Origin of the sequence: Spirosoma radiotolerans (genome assembly GCF_000974425.1) — a bacterium.
Classification (GTDB): domain Bacteria; phylum Bacteroidota; class Bacteroidia; order Cytophagales; family Spirosomataceae; genus Spirosoma; species Spirosoma radiotolerans.
The window spans coordinates 6,851,081-6,865,672 of the sequence record NZ_CP010429.1 but is presented as its reverse complement, the minus strand read 5'-3'; the positions used below and the strand labels follow the sequence as shown (position 1 = coordinate 6,865,672).

The window sequence follows — 14,592 nt, the reverse complement described above, 5'->3', positions numbered from 1 at the left end:
TTTACGCGTGCTCCATGCAACTGACTGATTTCAAGACTGTAGCGGCTAAGTATAAAGTGATTTTCTTCGATGCCTTTGGTGTCCTGAAAAATTCGGAAGGCCTCTTACCAGGCATTGAACATACCTTCGATTGGCTCAAAGAAAACGGAAAAGATTTTTACGTTCTCACGAATGATGCTTCGCGCAGTCCACAGGAGTTAGCTGAGTCGTATTATAAGCAAAACTTTTATGCGATCCCGCCAGAACGCATTATTTCGTCAGGCATGCTGGCACGGGAATATTTAGACCTTAAAGTATCTAGTGGTACGGTCGCCTATCTGGGAACGGAAAAATCGGCCCATTACCTCGAAACCACTGGTCTCAAAACACTACCCATCAGCCAGGTCGATTTAAAAGACGTAGCTGATATAAACGCACTGGTTTTGCTCGACGATGAAGGCTTCGACTGGAATACGGACCTGACCAAAACGGTTAATTTGCTCCGAAAGCGCAACATACCAGTCATTGTCGCCAATACCGATTCTACCTACCCAGTATCAAAAACCCGCATTGCCATTGCCATCGGAGCGGTAGCCAGAATGATTGAAACCATTGTAGGAAAGCAGTTTATTCAATTTGGCAAGCCCGACGCACAACTCTTTATGTTTGCCTATGAGCGGTTAGAGAATGCGCCCCAGATTAGTAAGAGCGACGTTTTGATGGTAGGAGACACCCTCCGAACGGATATTCTGGGGGGCAATAAGTTTGGCCTGGACACCGTCCTGGTGCTCACAGGAAACACGCAACCGCAGGATGCCGAGGTTCTTATTCGGAGTACGGGTATCATTCCTACCTACGTTTGCAAGTCAGTTGTAATTCGTTAATTCAGCCTATATTTTTAGCATAAAGCACTAATTACAAGAGCATTAAGCTACCAAAAGAAGTATAAACGAACGATTTTAGGATTAAAAAATTGTTTGATAATACAAAGGTAAATACGTTTCTTTGCGCAGTTTTTTAACTCGAACAGACTACTAAAATGTCGGACATTGCACAGAAAGTAAAGAATATCATTGTTGAAAAATTAGGCGTTGAAGAATCAGAAGTAACGCCTGAGGCAAGCTTCACCAACGATTTAGGGGCCGATTCACTCGACACTGTTGAGTTGATCATGGAATTTGAAAAAGAATTCAACCTGCCTATCCCCGACGACGAGGCTGAAAAAATCTCTACGGTTGGCCTGGCCATCGAATATCTGGAGAAAAATATCGGCAAATAAGTCTCCAAGAGATTTAACAGACGTCATAACGAATTATCTCGGTACCTATCCAATTTCTGCATTGGAGTGGGTACTGAGTTGTGAAGCCAACGCCAACAAATACGGTATCGGCGTTGTTTTTCTTTTTTCATTACGTAGTAAACCCGTATGACAATCAAGCGAGTAGTAGTGACCGGCCTCGGTGCGTTGACACCAATCGGCAATGATGTAGCCTCTTACTGGAACAGCTTAGCCGCCGGTGTAAGCGGGGCCGGTCCCATTACGAAGTTTGACGCCAGCAAATTTCGCACGCGCTTTGCCTGCGAACTGAAAGGCGTAGACGTTACGCAGTACATTCCTCGTCAGGAAGCCCGCAAAATGGATGCGTTCACGCATTATGCACTTATCGCTACTGACGAAGCCGTAAAGGATTCGGGTGTGAACCTCGATTCGATCGACAAAAATAAGGTCGGTGTTATTTGGGGATCGGGTATTGGCGGCCTCAAATCGTTTGAGGACGAGATGATCGATTACGCCAAAGGAGATGGCACACCCCGCATCAACCCGTTCTTTATTGTCCGCATGATTGCGGATAGCGCATCCGGTCAGATTTCGATGCGCTATGGATTCCGGGGAACCAACTATGTAACGGTTTCGGCTTGTGCTTCCACCAACAATGCCATCATTGATGCGTTCAACTACATTCGGTTGGGCCGCCTTAACATGTGCGTGGTCGGTGGTTCCGAAGCTGCTGTTACCAGAGCCGGTATTGGTGGTTTCAATGCCAACCGGGCCCTGTCTGAGCGCAACGATTCCCCCGAAACAGCCTCACGGCCTTACGATAAGGACCGTGACGGATTTGTGCTGGGCGAAGGAGCCGGGGCGCTTATCCTGGAAGAGTACGAACATGCCCAGTCTCGGGGTGCCAAAATTTACGCTGAACTGATTGGTGGTGGTATGTCATCAGATGCTTACCACATCACAGCCCCTCACCCGGAAGGCTTAGGGGCGTTTCTGGCCATGGAAGATGCGCTTCGGGATGCTAACATTGCACCCGATGAAATTGATTACATCAACACACACGGTACATCGACCCCTATTGGCGATCCACAGGAGCTGAAAGCTATCCACCAACTGTTCGGGGAGCATTCGTTCAAGTTGAACATCAGTTCGACAAAGTCGATGACGGGCCATTTGCTGGGCGCTGCGGGTGCGGTTGAAGCGATTGCCGGTATTAAAGCGCTGGAACACCAACTGGTTCCACCAACGATCAACCACGTCACCAACGATGAGGAAATCGACTCTCGCTTTAATTTAACGTTTAATACGGCACAGGCACGCCCAATCACAACGGTGATGAGCAATGCCTTTGGATTTGGAGGTCACAACGCCATCGTTATTTTCCGTAAACTTAGCTGAGTCGTGCAAATCGCTCTGCCACGCAGTTTATTCAACCCCCTCGACTGGTTTCGGTCTGGCAACGCTGATCCTCGTAAGAATCTGCGTCGGTCAATCGCCCATATCATTGGTGCACGCCCTTCTAATTTAGGACTTTACCAACTCGCCTTACGCCATACATCGGCGTCGAAAGCGACGGCGATCGAAGGGTTTCGAGAATCGAACGAACGGCTGGAGTATTTAGGCGATGCCGTTTTGGGTATGGTTATCGCCGAGTTCCTTTTTAAAAAATACCCGTACAAAGACGAAGGCTTTTTGACCGAGATCCGCTCACGCATTGTCAACCGCGAGACGCTGAACGGTATTGCCCGAAAAATTGGACTCGATCAGCTTATTGAATACGACGGCAGCCGAACTCGTAGTTTACCGGCCCGCACATCCATGTATGGTGATGCACTCGAAGCGCTGGTTGGAGCGGTGTATTTGGACAAAGGATTTCGGTTCTCCCGCCGGTTTATCCTGAAGGATTTGCTGGCTCATTATGATATTGAGTCTGTTGTTCAAAACAATGGAAACTACAAAAGCCGCCTGATTGAATGGGCGCAACGGGAAGGAAAAGAAATCCGCTTCGAAATCGTATCGGAGAAGGGCAATAGCCATTTTCGCGAGTTTATATCACAAGTACTTGTCGACGACGAGCCTTTCTCAACGGGCAGCGGCTACAGTAAAAAGAAAGCCGAACAGGCTGCCGCCGAGAAAGCTTTTGAGCTGCTAGCGCTTAAATAGGCCGTTTACTCTCCCCACACATAGCCTACGAACATAAGGCTATCATTGCCAACTTTGCAGACATTAGTACCAAGAGATGCCTCTACAGGCCATTTTGACAGTTCAAATTCCTTTAACTTCCGTTTAAAGCTGCCAAAATAACTGACAGCTGATTGATGAACGAACTGGCACAAAGTTTGAAAAATAGTTAGCATAATTAGTAAACCTATTTTCAAACCTAAAACCATACTTGTCATGAATCCGTTAACGCGCACGAACAACCACTTTCCGTCGTTGATCGAGAATTTTTTCGGACGCGACATGAACGACCTCTTTAACACGAATGGCTCTGGAGTGACAAACGTCCCAGCCGTAAATGTAGTTGAGCACCATGATGGCTTCCGCATTGAAGTCGCTGCTCCCGGCCTTAAAAAAGAAGATTTCAAGCTTAATCTGAACCACAATAACCTCACAATTTCGGGGTATCGGGAGAATCAGAAAGAAGAGCAGGAAAAAAGTGCGGAACGTTATACCCGCCGGGAGTTCAGCTACTCGTCTTTTCAGCGAACGTTTACGTTACCCACCTCAATAGACGCCGAACACATTCAGGCAACCTACACCGATGGGCTTCTAAAAATTGAGGTTCCCAAGCGCGAAGAGGCCAAAGTAAAACCACCCCGGCAAATCGAAATAGGTGGTTAAGAAGGCCTATTTTTGATCAAAAAAAAAGCCCGATGAGCGTCGTGCTCACGGGCTATTTCGTTACCTAATTATACGGCAACAAAGCCCTGTTAAATTTTGTTAAGGACGCACAGTAGCCGGATTTTTCAGACGCTACTTTCCGTTATAGTATCAGACAGACAACCACTGCCTTTAACACAAAAAGAAAGCAATTAGATTTTCCCATTTATTATGAAAAGCAACTGGAAATTATTGGCGTTAATGGCACTCCTGTCGAGTGTTGTAACGTTGGCTGCTTACAACCTGTTGGGCTTCAACAACCGGGATGTAATTTTTAACGAATCGTCGCCAATACAGACGATTACTGGGCGATTAGCCTCCATGCCCGGAAATAACCCAAGTGGTGTTCCCGGCGATTTCTCTACTGCGGCCGAAGCCGTAACACCAATGGTTGTGCACATCCGGACCACCATGACTCGTACAGTACGCCAACAACAGGTTCCTGATATTTTCCGGGAGTTTTTTGGGGATGAGTTCGGTGGTGGTAGCCAGCGGCAGCCACGTCGTCAGCAAGGTCAGGCTTCCGGTTCTGGTGTTATCATCAGCAAGGATGGCTATATCGTTACGAACAACCACGTTGTTCAGGACGCCGATGAAGTAGAAGTCATCATGACCGATAAACGGAGCTTTAAAGCCAAAGTTATTGGCACCGACCCACTAACCGACTTAGCTGTTATTAAAGTAGATGCCAACAACCTGCCAGCTATCACGCTGGGTGATTCCGATGCGTTGAAATTAGGCGAATGGGTATTGGCTGTTGGTTATCCACTCGATCTGGAATCGACCGTTACCGCTGGTATCGTTAGTGCCAAAGGCCGTCGGATTGGTATTTTAGACCAGAATATCAGCAAGACAGATGCGAAGCCTGATTCTCCAGTAGAAGCATTTATTCAAACCGATGCGGCTATCAACCCAGGTAACTCGGGTGGTGCGCTGGTTAACCTGCGTGGCGAATTAGTAGGCATCAACTCAGCTATTGCTTCAGCAACTGGATACTATAGCGGCTATGGTTTCGCAGTACCTGTATCGCTGGTTAAGAAAGTATCGGCTGACTTGCTCAAATATGGTAACGTACAACGCGGCTATATCGGCATTCTGCCAATCGAGCTGAACAGTACAGTAGCTAAAGAAAAAGGCGCTAAAATTGGTCGCGGTATTTATGTTGAGAGCGTTGTCGAAAAAGGCGCTGCTGAAGCCGCTGGCCTGAAAAAAGGCGATGTTATTGTGAAAATGGAAGGACAGACGCTTGATTCTGATGCGCAGATGCGTGAGATCATTGGCCGTCGTCGTCCAGGTGATATTGTTAATGTAACCGTTAACCGGGACGGAACCGAGCGTGACTTTAAAGTTGAGCTACGTAACCGTAATGGTGGACGGGATGTTATCAAGAAAGCCGATGTAACAGCCGCTAACACCTCCTTAAATACACTGGGTGCCAGCTTCGAAGATTTATCGGCACAGGATGCTAAACAACTGGGCATTACCGGTGGCGTTCGGGTGAAGAAAATCACAGATGGCAAACTGGCTGAAACCGACGTAGAAGAAGGATTTATCATTGTAAAAGCAAACGGTAAGAACGTTAAAACAACGAAAGACCTTCAGGCAATCATGTCATCGGTGAAAGAAGGAGAAGGGCTGATGCTTATCGGTATGTACCCTAACAGTTCGCGGATGTACTACTACGCAGTGCCTGTGTAAGCAGTAGTTGATTATAATTTAAGTAATAGCGTCGGGTTGTCAAATCCGACGCTTTTTTTATGCACAAAAAAGCGGTCAGGTTGTCAAACCCGACCGCACAAAAAGAGAGCCCAGTTACGAACTGGCTGGTGTCTATTCGAAATAATTCAGAACCTGATGACCACTGCTGGCCAGAAGCTGATCCCGACGGAACAAGTTAATATCAGACGTCATCATGTCTTTAACAAGCGCAGGAAGGTCATATTTCGGCTTCCAGTTCAGTTTTGACATCGCTTTAGTAGGATCACCCAGCAACAGGTCGACTTCTGTTGGGCGGAAATAACGAGGATCGACGCACACAACGGCCTGCCCAACTTCAACCGGGAAATCAGGGTTGGTCGAGCTTACAACCGTACCTACTTCATTGACGCCTTCGCCAGTAAAGGCCAGTTCAACGCCAATCTCCGAGAATGACATCCGGACAAAATCCCGCACGCTGGTTGTTACACCCGTTGCAATAACGAAATCTTCAGGTTTTTCCTGTTGTAGAATTAGGTACATAGCCTCAACATAGTCTTTGGCATGGCCCCAGTCGCGCAACGAGTCAAGATTTCCAAGGTATACTTTATCCTGTAAGCCAAGGCCAATACGCGCTACAGCCCGCGTAATTTTACGTGTTACGAACGTTTCGCCCCGCAGTGGCGATTCGTGGTTGAACAGAATACCGTTACAAGCATACATATTGTAGGCTTCACGGTAGTTTACCGTAATCCAATAGCCATACAATTTAGCAACGGCATAGGGCGAGCGAGGATAAAATGGCGTCGTTTCTGATTGAGCGTGTCCCTGAACACCTCCGTAAAGTTCAGACGTTGATGCCTGATAAATACGGGTTTTTTCTGTCAGACCGAGCAGCCGAACTGCTTCCAGTATACGCAGTGTACCAATTCCATCTACCTGAGCCGTGTATTCCGGCTCATCGAAACTAACCCGTACATGCGACATAGCGCCTAGGTTATAGATTTCGTCCGGCTGAACTTCCTGAATAATGCGGATTATATTGGTCGAATCGGACAGGTCGCCGTAATGAAGCTTTAGGTGTACGTTTTTTTCGTGTGGATCTTCGTACAGATGGTCAATGCGCTGCGTGTTGAAAAGCGAGCTCCGGCGCTTAATGCCATGAACTTCATATCCTTTTTCTAACAGCAATTGAGTTAGATAAGCTCCATCCTGTCCGGTAATTCCGGTAACTAATGCTTTTTTCATATTAGTACAAACTGGTCAAGACCAACGCCTAGAGGTGTATCAAATAGGTCAAAGGTAATGTCCGGTGACCAAATTTTATAACTTATTTTATTAACAGGCTACGGCGAATATCTACTTTGTCGGGTTGCAGTTGGGCCGATTCGATCAGGCGCCGTATCGATGCATAGTATCGTTCGGCATCCATTCGGCGCATGAAGTCGCCTACTTTAAGCTTATAGGTTGGCTGATTATAACTCAGGTAAGGGCTTAACTCGGGGAATTCCTGTGAAATAAGCAATCGGGCAGCATCAACCTCTTTTCGCTGCGTACCTACATAAACCTGAATACGAAAGCCGGGCGCATATCGTATCGAGCGGTTTTGTGTAGCAATTGTATCGAGTACCATATCGAGCCGCCGGTTGATGTGCAGAGCTTCTACGGGGGCGCCTGGCTTACGCGTCTCTGTTTTGCGAGGGGCTGGTGCAGGGGTTGGCGCCGGTGGTGGTGCATTGGTTGGAATAGCGGTTGCTGTCGGGTTATAGACGGGACGTACCGACGATAGATCTTCGTTGTAACTATTGTAATCAACAGCCGTTGTAACCGAGCGGCTAGTGGCACAACCCGTCATGAGCAACAAACTAAACGCAATACTTTCCGCAAATCGGCAACGCATAACCATGTTTGAATTAATGGGTAAAAATAATCATTTGCGGCTGGAATAAATCAAACCAGTAATTATCTGTATAAACCCCTCCTATAATTTGGTTAATTTTGACCGTTTATTACGCTTAGTACATGTTGAACATACAAAGTCACGTATCGCTCAAACCATACAACACGTTTGGAATTAATGCCAACGCACGGTATTGGGTTGAAGTTAATAGTGAGGAAGACCTTCAGACGGTACTTCAATTGAATGACTTTCTTAATCAACCTAAATTAATCCTCGGTGGTGGCAGTAATGTGTTATTATGCCATGACTTCGACGGGTTGGTTGTTAAAGTTAATATTCAGGGTATTGATGTCATACGCGACGACGACGATCATGTTTACATAACGGCTGGCGCGGGGGTCAATTGGCACGAACTGGTTCTGTTTTGCGTTAGCCATGGCTACGCAGGCCTGGAAAACCTGTCGCTCATACCCGGCACTGTGGGAGCCGCCCCTATGCAGAACATCGGTGCTTACGGTGTTGAGCTGGAGCAGGTATTCGAGTCGCTCACGGCCATCCATACGCTCACCAGCGAAAAGAAAACCTTTACCCATGCCGACTGCGCCTTTGGTTATCGGGAGAGCGTTTTCAAGCGGGAATTAAAAGGCCAGTACATCATTACCAGCGTTACGTTTCAGGTAGACAAGCGGCCAACCTTTCATACACGCTATGGCGCTATTCAGGAAACGCTGACCGAAATGGGCGTAACGGACGAAACCTTATCCATTAAGGCAATCAGCGACGCCGTTATCCGAATTCGACGCAGCAAACTACCTGACCCAACTCAAATTGGGAATGCGGGAAGTTTTTTCAAAAATCCTGAAATTCCCAAAGATCAGTTCGAGAGCCTGAAAGCAACGTATCCAACCTTGCCGGGCTATCCCGTAGGCGACGATGTGGTGAAAGTACCGGCGGGTTGGCTAATCGAGCAGGCTGGCTGGAAAGGGTACCGCTCGGGCGATGCGGGGGTTCATGCCAAGCAGGCTCTGGTACTGGTCAACTATGACAAGGCTACCGGTGATGAAATTATGGCCCTGGCCCGGAAGGTTCAGCAGTCTGTACTGGAGAAATTTGGCGTACCGATTTCCCCGGAAGTAAATGTCATTTAAGCAATAAAATACAGCAGGGAAGACAAGCTTGTCTTCCCTGCTGTATTTTATTGCTCGTCCAATCCGTTCGTTTAGTCGAAACAGAGGGAAGCGGCTCCCAGCAGACCGGCGTCATTGCCGAGTGTAGCCCGCTTGATGCTCAAGCCATTTTTGTAGTAAGGATTCAGCCAATATTCGAGCGTTTTGTTGACAGCGGGCAGAATATAATCGAACGAGGCAGACAGCCCTCCGCCAATCAATACTTGCTTGATGTCTAACACTTTAATGAGCGAGGCTAGCCCTTCGCCCAGCATTTCGCCGACTTCCGTCCAGATCTGGAGCGCCAATTCGTCCCCTTCAGCTGCAGCTGCCACTAAGCCTGTTGTCGAAATCGATCCATCGTCGGCCAGATGCGTTTCACCTTTGTATTCTTTCCGACGCTCATTCGCTAAGTCGAGCAATTCTTTTTTACCGATATTCCGTTCCAGTACCCGACCGTTGCGGGAAGGGATATGACCAGGCTCCATGGCATTACCATCGCCCCCGGTGAATATTTTCTTATTGATAATCGCAGCCCCACCAACACCCGTACCGAGCGTGATAAAAATGTAGTTTTCTGTGATTTTCTCTTCAGCAAAGTAATATTCACCCAGCGCGGCTGCATTGGCGTCGTTCGCCAGAAAAAATTGAACTCCCGGAAACCGCTTGCTCAGCAAATCGACCATCGGAATGTCGTTAATTTCTGGAATAGCCGTGATTTCGAGAGGAATTGTTCGCTCTCGATTGAGCATGCCTGGCAAACCGATACCGACTTTTTTTACCTCTTTGTTGGCTAATAATTGCAAGGCAACGGCGTCACCGAAGCGATCTACAAAGTGTCCTGATTCCCGCCAGCTAATGGTGTCATGGCTATAGAAATTAGAAATTTTACCGGTATTGGCATCGACAATACCCATTTTGACGTTCGTACCGCCGACGTCGATACCCAGATACTCAACGGAAGCCATTCTTTATATTGGTCAGTTTATGGTGAACAATTAGCAGGTTAGGAATAGAAAATCGGGCGCAAGATACAAAAAGTAGGTAGTCCATAGCCATTCGTTGGTGGCCGTTTGTTTAGTTCCTATCCGTCTGAGCCTTTATTCGGATTAAATATCGCCTAATTGAGGGCGAATAAGTACTTCTTCAATAACGGCACTCTTTGAGAGTGAATACGCTGCCCAGGTACTATCGGCCACATCATTGGGTTTTAAAAAACGTTCTTCGGGCAAATCCGTTCCGGCCCAGCTATCGGTAAGCGTAGCCCCCGGCAAGATGGCCGTTACCTTTACATCGTGTATTTTCAGTTCTTCGCGCAACACCCGGCTCATGCCCAGCAACGCGAATTTAGAAATACAATAAGAGCCTCCATTCGTGTAGGCCGTAATGCTGGCCGTAGAGCACATCATAAAAATATGTCCCCTCCGACGGGCCACCATATCACCCACCAGCCCGCGGGTCAGGTGATACGCGCTGGCGACATTGGTGCTCATCAGTTGCTCGAATGTACCTTCGGCTTCGTCCTGAATCTGGCCCGGCAGAAAAACACCCGTATTGTTAACCAGCACGTCGACTGGCCGGTTGAGCGAATGAATATAGTTAAGCAGGGTATTGACGCCATCACGCGTCGACAGATCGGCGGCAACCGGTAAGAAACCGGGTTCTTCCAGACCCGCCACCGAACGGGCACAAACGATAGCATCGAAACCTTCGGCTACAAATCGGTTGGCAATCGCGCGACCGATGCCTTTGGAGCCACCGGTTACCACAATTAATGGATTCATAAATAATGATAATCTAAGTCAGCCTGCACAGCAAAAGCTGCTTTGCGTTAAAACCACTATCCATCGGGATAAGCAGTGTCGCAAGTTACGCCAGAAACCATTCTCTCTTTACGGGGGTTCTCCCGAATGGATACCAATCAGACCACCATCAACGAGGTTCAACTGTTTTCTACACGCTTATATGTCACGATTAGGTAGTTATTTTATCTTTTTAGGTACCCTCTTCCGCAACCGCGAGAAATTCCGCGTTTACATGGGCCTTATTCTGAATGAATGCATGTCAATTGGCGTCGGGTCTATCTTTATTGTTGCGTTGGTCAATATATTTATCGGCGCTGTTACCTGCGTACAAACGGCCTACAACCTGACCAATCCGTTTGTACCGAAATACATTATTGCTCTCATTGTGCGCGACAGTTCCATTCTGGAGCTGGCTCCTACCCTATCGTGTATTGTACTGGCCGGTAAAGTGGGGTCAAACATTGCCAGTGAATTAGGAACGATGCGCATTACCGAACAGGTTGATGCGCTGGAAGTTATGGGGATCAACTCAAGTTCTTACCTGATATTGCCCAAAGTAATAGCATCGGTGCTTATGTTTCCGCTGCTGGTTATTATGGCTGCCTTTCTGGCCATTTTGGGCGGTTATATCGCGGGCACGCTGGCAAGTGTCATCTCTTCCGAAGATTACATTACAGGTTTACGTTTCGATTACAAGCCTTTCGGTGTTGCGTTTGCCCTGATTAAAACCACTGTATTTGCTTTCCTGATCTCGACTATTTCAGCTTATCAAGGCTACAATGTTAGTGGCGGTGCCCTCGAAGTAGGTGCCGCGTCGACGTCGGCAGTCACCAACAGTTGCATTGCCATTGTAGCCGCCGACTTTGTGCTCACGCAGTTATTACTTACCTAGTAGTCAAAGAGTGAATGAGCGAAATTTGACGCATCAGCCACACTTATCCTCATTCACCCTTGCGCTCGTTCATTCGTTAAAATGATTGACATTAAAAACATTACGAAATCCTTCGGCGATCGGCAAGTGCTGGCGGGAATTGACGGTAGCTTCAAACCAGGCGACACAAGCCTGATTATCGGGGGGAGTGGCACCGGCAAGAGTGTGCTGCTAAAGTGCATGATTGGCCTCATCAAGCCTGATTCCGGCCAAGTTTTGTATGATGGACGCGACTTTCTGACCAGCGACCTGGATGCCCAAAAAGCAATTCGACGCGAAATGGGTGTTCTGTTTCAAGGTTCGGCGCTGTTTGACTCGAAAACTGTTCTGGAAAACGTTCGCTTCCCGCTCGATATGCTCACCGATCAATCGGAGAGCGAAAAGGTAGACCGCGCGCAAGAGTGCTTACGGCGAGTTGGGCTTGAAAAAGCGGGCGACCGGATGCCATCTGAAATTAGTGGCGGGATGAAAAAACGGGTTGGTATTGCCCGCGCTATCGTCTTGAATCCCAAATACTTATTCTGCGATGAACCGAACTCCGGCCTGGACCCGCTAACGTCCATCAAAATTGATCAGCTCATTTCAGAGATCACGGATGAGTATCAAATCACAACCGTTGTGATCACTCACGATATGAACTCAATGATGGAGATTGGCGAGCAAATTATGTTTCTTTATGAAGGGCACAAGCTCTGGCAGGGAAATAGCAGCACGCTCACCCATTCTAACGTAAAGGAATTGAATGAGTTTATCAATGCCAATAAGCTGATTCGAGAAATGGAAAAGTAAGAACTTGTCTACAAGTCATCTCTTAAAACGTTAGTTGTAGTCCTAACTTTCTCAGAACCGCCATCGGACCTGTATTTTCACTTCTGATTTATGAGGTGCGTTGATTTGGTCGAGGTCGGAGCCAACGGTGTCCTGATTGGTGAGGTCTGTTCTGGCCCAGCGCACCCAAACATCCAGATGGCGACTCAGGTTATACTGGGCCAATAAATAATGCCGGACGCCCTGATTAAAGTAAGCGGGAAAGGAGAAGGCATACAGGACATCGCGCTCATAAACATATTGACGGCTATCGTAATCATCTGTACCAAACAGGGCAACCCTTCCACTCAGACTAAATTTTCGTACTTCCAGCGTTGCATCCTGCACCAGCACAAACCCACGTGAGGGCAGTTGTCCCGCATACCGAAAGCTACCCCACTGCACCCGCGAACGTAGCGATAAGCCATGCCTCAGCTTATAGTCCGCGTTCAGGACGTAGTTCCGGCGTGTAGTTCCCACTACGTCTTTAACTTTATCTACAGTTAAGTTTTTCTCTTTGTGTTCTTCATGGTAGAGCGCGTAAAAGGTCGTTTGTCGGCTAGGCGAGTAGCGGGCCTGTAACAAATAATCAAACCCTTTCGAGGGCTTATCCACTAAATACTTTAGCCAAGGGAAGCTGAAATAATCAATAAAGCCGCCCAATGTCAGCCGACGATAAATGGTGTATTTCACACCGACGTAAGCCCCCGATTCGTTGATTGTCCGGCTCCCCTCACTGAATCCGTTACTATAAAAACTATGAAAGTTGCGGTCATAATGCCGTATAGTTACCGACATATCAACTTTTTTTGTCAGACTAACCAACGCCCCGGCCACGACTCCAATGCCGCCCGAATTCGTCTCAGAGCCACTGCTGCGGGCTAGTTCACCAAACAGATTCCAGTTACGCCAGATGTATCCACCGTGTAGGCCAGCCACTACATTTTGCCTGCCCGTAAACTCATACTGATTATAAGCCAGATCGCGCCGACGGAAAAAAGTGTTAAAACTGGTGCGTAGCACCGTTAGCCCAAGGTGAACCTGTTGGCGATTGTGATAGAGCAGGTGCAGCCCAACGTTTGTTTCCGGCAAACTTCCCTGATCGTCGCGCTCAGATAGCGTCCGGTGTAAACCTGATGTTTGTAGTGACGTAGCGATGACGCCCGCCCCCAAACTATCGGCCGCAATATTGGCGTCGCGCCGGTTTCGAGCCGCCATGAGGGTTAAGTCCAGTTCGGGGTGCAGGCTATATGTAGCTACTACACCCCGGAAGTACCCATATTCGGTGAGGGATGTGAAGGGCCGGGCACCCAGGGTTGGCCGACGAATGGTCTGCACTGTTTCGGCGCTTTTGCCCAGCACAAAGCCTGCCGAAAGAATCAGTCCCTGCCCAATTTGCAGTTGATAATCACCAATTAGTAAATTTTTCCACTTACCCCGATTCTGCACCTGCGCGTGAAATGAAACATAATCAATGCCGTATCGACGGGCCGAAGGCTGCCACTCCAACTGTTCACCGGGGTCCTGTTCCACAGTCAGGCCTATGCTAAACGCACGCGGACGGCTGTATCGGTAGCGGGCATACCATTGACCCGGACTACCCAGATACCGAGTCGGGAGGTTTCCTTTTTTATCGGGCGTAGCGTCCGAAAATCCCTTTTGCTGCTCAATAAGTCGTTCGTAACGAACAATTAGGTAGTTATCCGTTGGGGTCGTATAAGCACCGAACAATCCCTGGTTACCGGCTACCGTTACAAAGGGCAATAACCGCCGAATAGTCGAGACATCGAAGTCGGGGACAGCCTGTAGCTCATAAATGGATAACAGATCACCGAACTCAGCCCGGTAGGTGGCCAGACTGCTCAGTTGGCGTTGTGTAAAGAGGTATGTTGCTTCCAGCTCATCGCGCGTGGCACTATTCAAGTCAAGCGGATTAGCATAAAGTTGTGCCAGGCCATCGTACACCGATTGATAATCGACGCCTTCGGTTTGCACTGGGAATAAATCCTGTAGGCGCTGGCTCAGTGCATCGGCCGGTCGGTCAGAAACTCGATAGTCAGGTCTGTTAGCCTGGCAAAAAGCTGAACAAACGATCAGCCATGCAGCTATAGTAAGCAGATAAACGTTTCGCAAAGGCCTTTATAACC

14 protein-coding genes are annotated in these 14,592 nt (G+C 48.1%); 9 read left to right on the top strand and 5 right to left on the bottom strand.

The features are described 5' to 3' along the window. Window positions 1–14: 14 nt before the first annotated feature. The 6 genes from SD10_RS27940 to SD10_RS27910 all read left to right on the top strand — a co-directional run bounded on the left by SD10_RS27940 (window position 15) and on the right by SD10_RS27910 (window position 5,839). The gene (locus SD10_RS27940) at window positions 15–863 is read left to right on the top strand and encodes a TIGR01459 family HAD-type hydrolase (protein WP_046578683.1); all 849 of its coding nucleotides are present in this window, start codon (window positions 15–17) and stop codon (window positions 861–863) included. A gap of 155 nt (window positions 864–1,018) precedes the next feature. Beyond that, window positions 1,019–1,258 (top strand): acyl carrier protein, encoded by a 240-nt coding sequence (locus SD10_RS27935; protein ID WP_012929621.1) that lies wholly within the window; start codon window positions 1,019–1,021, stop codon window positions 1,256–1,258. Between the two features lie 147 nt (window positions 1,259–1,405). Beyond that, entirely contained in the window at window positions 1,406–2,656 is a 1,251-nt protein-coding gene (gene fabF / locus SD10_RS27930; RefSeq protein WP_046578680.1) for a beta-ketoacyl-ACP synthase II, read from the top strand. A 3-nt stretch (window positions 2,657–2,659) separates the two neighbouring features. Then, on the top strand, window positions 2,660–3,421 hold the full coding sequence (gene rnc / locus SD10_RS27925; RefSeq protein WP_082111708.1) for a ribonuclease III: 762 nt from the start codon (window positions 2,660–2,662) through the stop codon (window positions 3,419–3,421). Window positions 3,422–3,655: 234 nt separating this feature from the next. Then, the gene (locus SD10_RS27915) at window positions 3,656–4,102 is read left to right on the top strand and encodes an Hsp20/alpha crystallin family protein (RefSeq protein ID WP_046578675.1); all 447 of its coding nucleotides are present in this window, start codon (window positions 3,656–3,658) and stop codon (window positions 4,100–4,102) included. A 210-nt stretch (window positions 4,103–4,312) separates the two neighbouring features. Beyond that, window positions 4,313–5,839: a Do family serine endopeptidase gene (locus tag SD10_RS27910; RefSeq protein ID WP_046578673.1), complete on the top strand. Its 1,527-nt coding sequence runs from the start codon at window positions 4,313–4,315 to the stop codon at window positions 5,837–5,839. Window positions 5,840–5,971: 132 nt separating this feature from the next. Here the strand turns inward: SD10_RS27910 and gmd are convergent, their stop codons facing one another. Then, window positions 5,972–7,084: a GDP-mannose 4,6-dehydratase gene (gene gmd / locus SD10_RS27905; protein WP_046578671.1), complete on the bottom strand. Its 1,113-nt coding sequence runs from the start codon at window positions 7,082–7,084 to the stop codon at window positions 5,972–5,974. Between the two features lie 82 nt (window positions 7,085–7,166). Further along, window positions 7,167–7,736 (bottom strand): SPOR domain-containing protein, encoded by a 570-nt coding sequence (locus SD10_RS27900; protein WP_227699088.1) that lies wholly within the window; start codon window positions 7,734–7,736, stop codon window positions 7,167–7,169. A 122-nt stretch (window positions 7,737–7,858) separates the two neighbouring features. Here SD10_RS27900 and murB point away from each other — a divergent pair, with 122 nt between their 5' ends. Continuing rightward, a complete protein-coding gene (gene murB / locus SD10_RS27895) occupies window positions 7,859–8,884 on the top strand; it encodes a UDP-N-acetylmuramate dehydrogenase (protein WP_046578669.1) in 1,026 nt (341 codons plus the stop codon). 71 nt (window positions 8,885–8,955) lie between these two features. On the opposite strand, the gene SD10_RS27890 is transcribed toward murB, so the two are convergent. Both SD10_RS27890 and SD10_RS27885 read right to left on the bottom strand, forming a co-directional pair. Further along, window positions 8,956–9,870: an ROK family protein gene (locus tag SD10_RS27890; RefSeq protein ID WP_046578667.1), complete on the bottom strand. Its 915-nt coding sequence runs from the start codon at window positions 9,868–9,870 to the stop codon at window positions 8,956–8,958. A gap of 141 nt (window positions 9,871–10,011) precedes the next feature. Beyond that, complete coding sequence (locus tag SD10_RS27885) at window positions 10,012–10,686, bottom strand: SDR family oxidoreductase (RefSeq protein ID WP_046578665.1); 675 nt, start codon at window positions 10,684–10,686, stop codon at window positions 10,012–10,014. A gap of 181 nt (window positions 10,687–10,867) precedes the next feature. Between SD10_RS27885 and SD10_RS27880 the strand changes: the two genes are divergently transcribed. After that, window positions 10,868–11,599 carry an MlaE family ABC transporter permease gene (locus SD10_RS27880; protein ID WP_046578664.1) on the top strand — a complete coding sequence of 244 codons (732 nt, stop codon included), beginning with the start codon at window positions 10,868–10,870 and terminating at the stop codon, window positions 11,597–11,599. Between the two features lie 81 nt (window positions 11,600–11,680). Then, on the top strand, window positions 11,681–12,427 hold the full coding sequence (locus SD10_RS27875) for an ABC transporter ATP-binding protein (RefSeq protein ID WP_046578662.1): 747 nt from the start codon (window positions 11,681–11,683) through the stop codon (window positions 12,425–12,427). Window positions 12,428–12,478: 51 nt separating this feature from the next. Here the strand turns inward: SD10_RS27875 and SD10_RS27870 are convergent, their stop codons facing one another. After that, on the bottom strand, window positions 12,479–14,578 hold the full coding sequence (locus tag SD10_RS27870) for a ComEA family DNA-binding protein (RefSeq protein WP_046578660.1): 2,100 nt from the start codon (window positions 14,576–14,578) through the stop codon (window positions 12,479–12,481). Window positions 14,579–14,592: the final 14 nt, after the last annotated feature.

Bases quoted from the DNA above. Each gene is read 5' to 3' on its own strand.
- SD10_RS27940 (WP_046578683.1), top strand. From the start codon at position 15: ATGCAACTGACTGATTTCAAGACTGTAGCGGCTAAGTATAAAGTGATT.
- SD10_RS27935 (WP_012929621.1), top strand. From the start codon at position 1,019: ATGTCGGACATTGCACAGAAAGTAAAGAATATCATTGTTGAAAAATTA.
- fabF (WP_046578680.1), top strand. From the start codon at position 1,406: ATGACAATCAAGCGAGTAGTAGTGACCGGCCTCGGTGCGTTGACACCA.
- SD10_RS27915 (WP_046578675.1), top strand. From the start codon at position 3,656: ATGAATCCGTTAACGCGCACGAACAACCACTTTCCGTCGTTGATCGAG.
- SD10_RS27910 (WP_046578673.1), top strand. From the start codon at position 4,313: ATGAAAAGCAACTGGAAATTATTGGCGTTAATGGCACTCCTGTCGAGT.
- gmd (WP_046578671.1), bottom strand. From the start codon at position 7,084: ATGAAAAAAGCATTAGTTACCGGAATTACCGGACAGGATGGAGCTTAT.
- SD10_RS27900 (WP_227699088.1), bottom strand. From the start codon at position 7,736: ATGCGTTGCCGATTTGCGGAAAGTATTGCGTTTAGTTTGTTGCTCATG.
- murB (WP_046578669.1), top strand. From the start codon at position 7,859: ATGTTGAACATACAAAGTCACGTATCGCTCAAACCATACAACACGTTT.
- SD10_RS27890 (WP_046578667.1), bottom strand. From the start codon at position 9,870: ATGGCTTCCGTTGAGTATCTGGGTATCGACGTCGGCGGTACGAACGTC.
- SD10_RS27885 (WP_046578665.1), bottom strand. From the start codon at position 10,686: ATGAATCCATTAATTGTGGTAACCGGTGGCTCCAAAGGCATCGGTCGC.
- SD10_RS27880 (WP_046578664.1), top strand. From the start codon at position 10,868: ATGTCACGATTAGGTAGTTATTTTATCTTTTTAGGTACCCTCTTCCGC.
- SD10_RS27875 (WP_046578662.1), top strand. From the start codon at position 11,681: ATGATTGACATTAAAAACATTACGAAATCCTTCGGCGATCGGCAAGTG.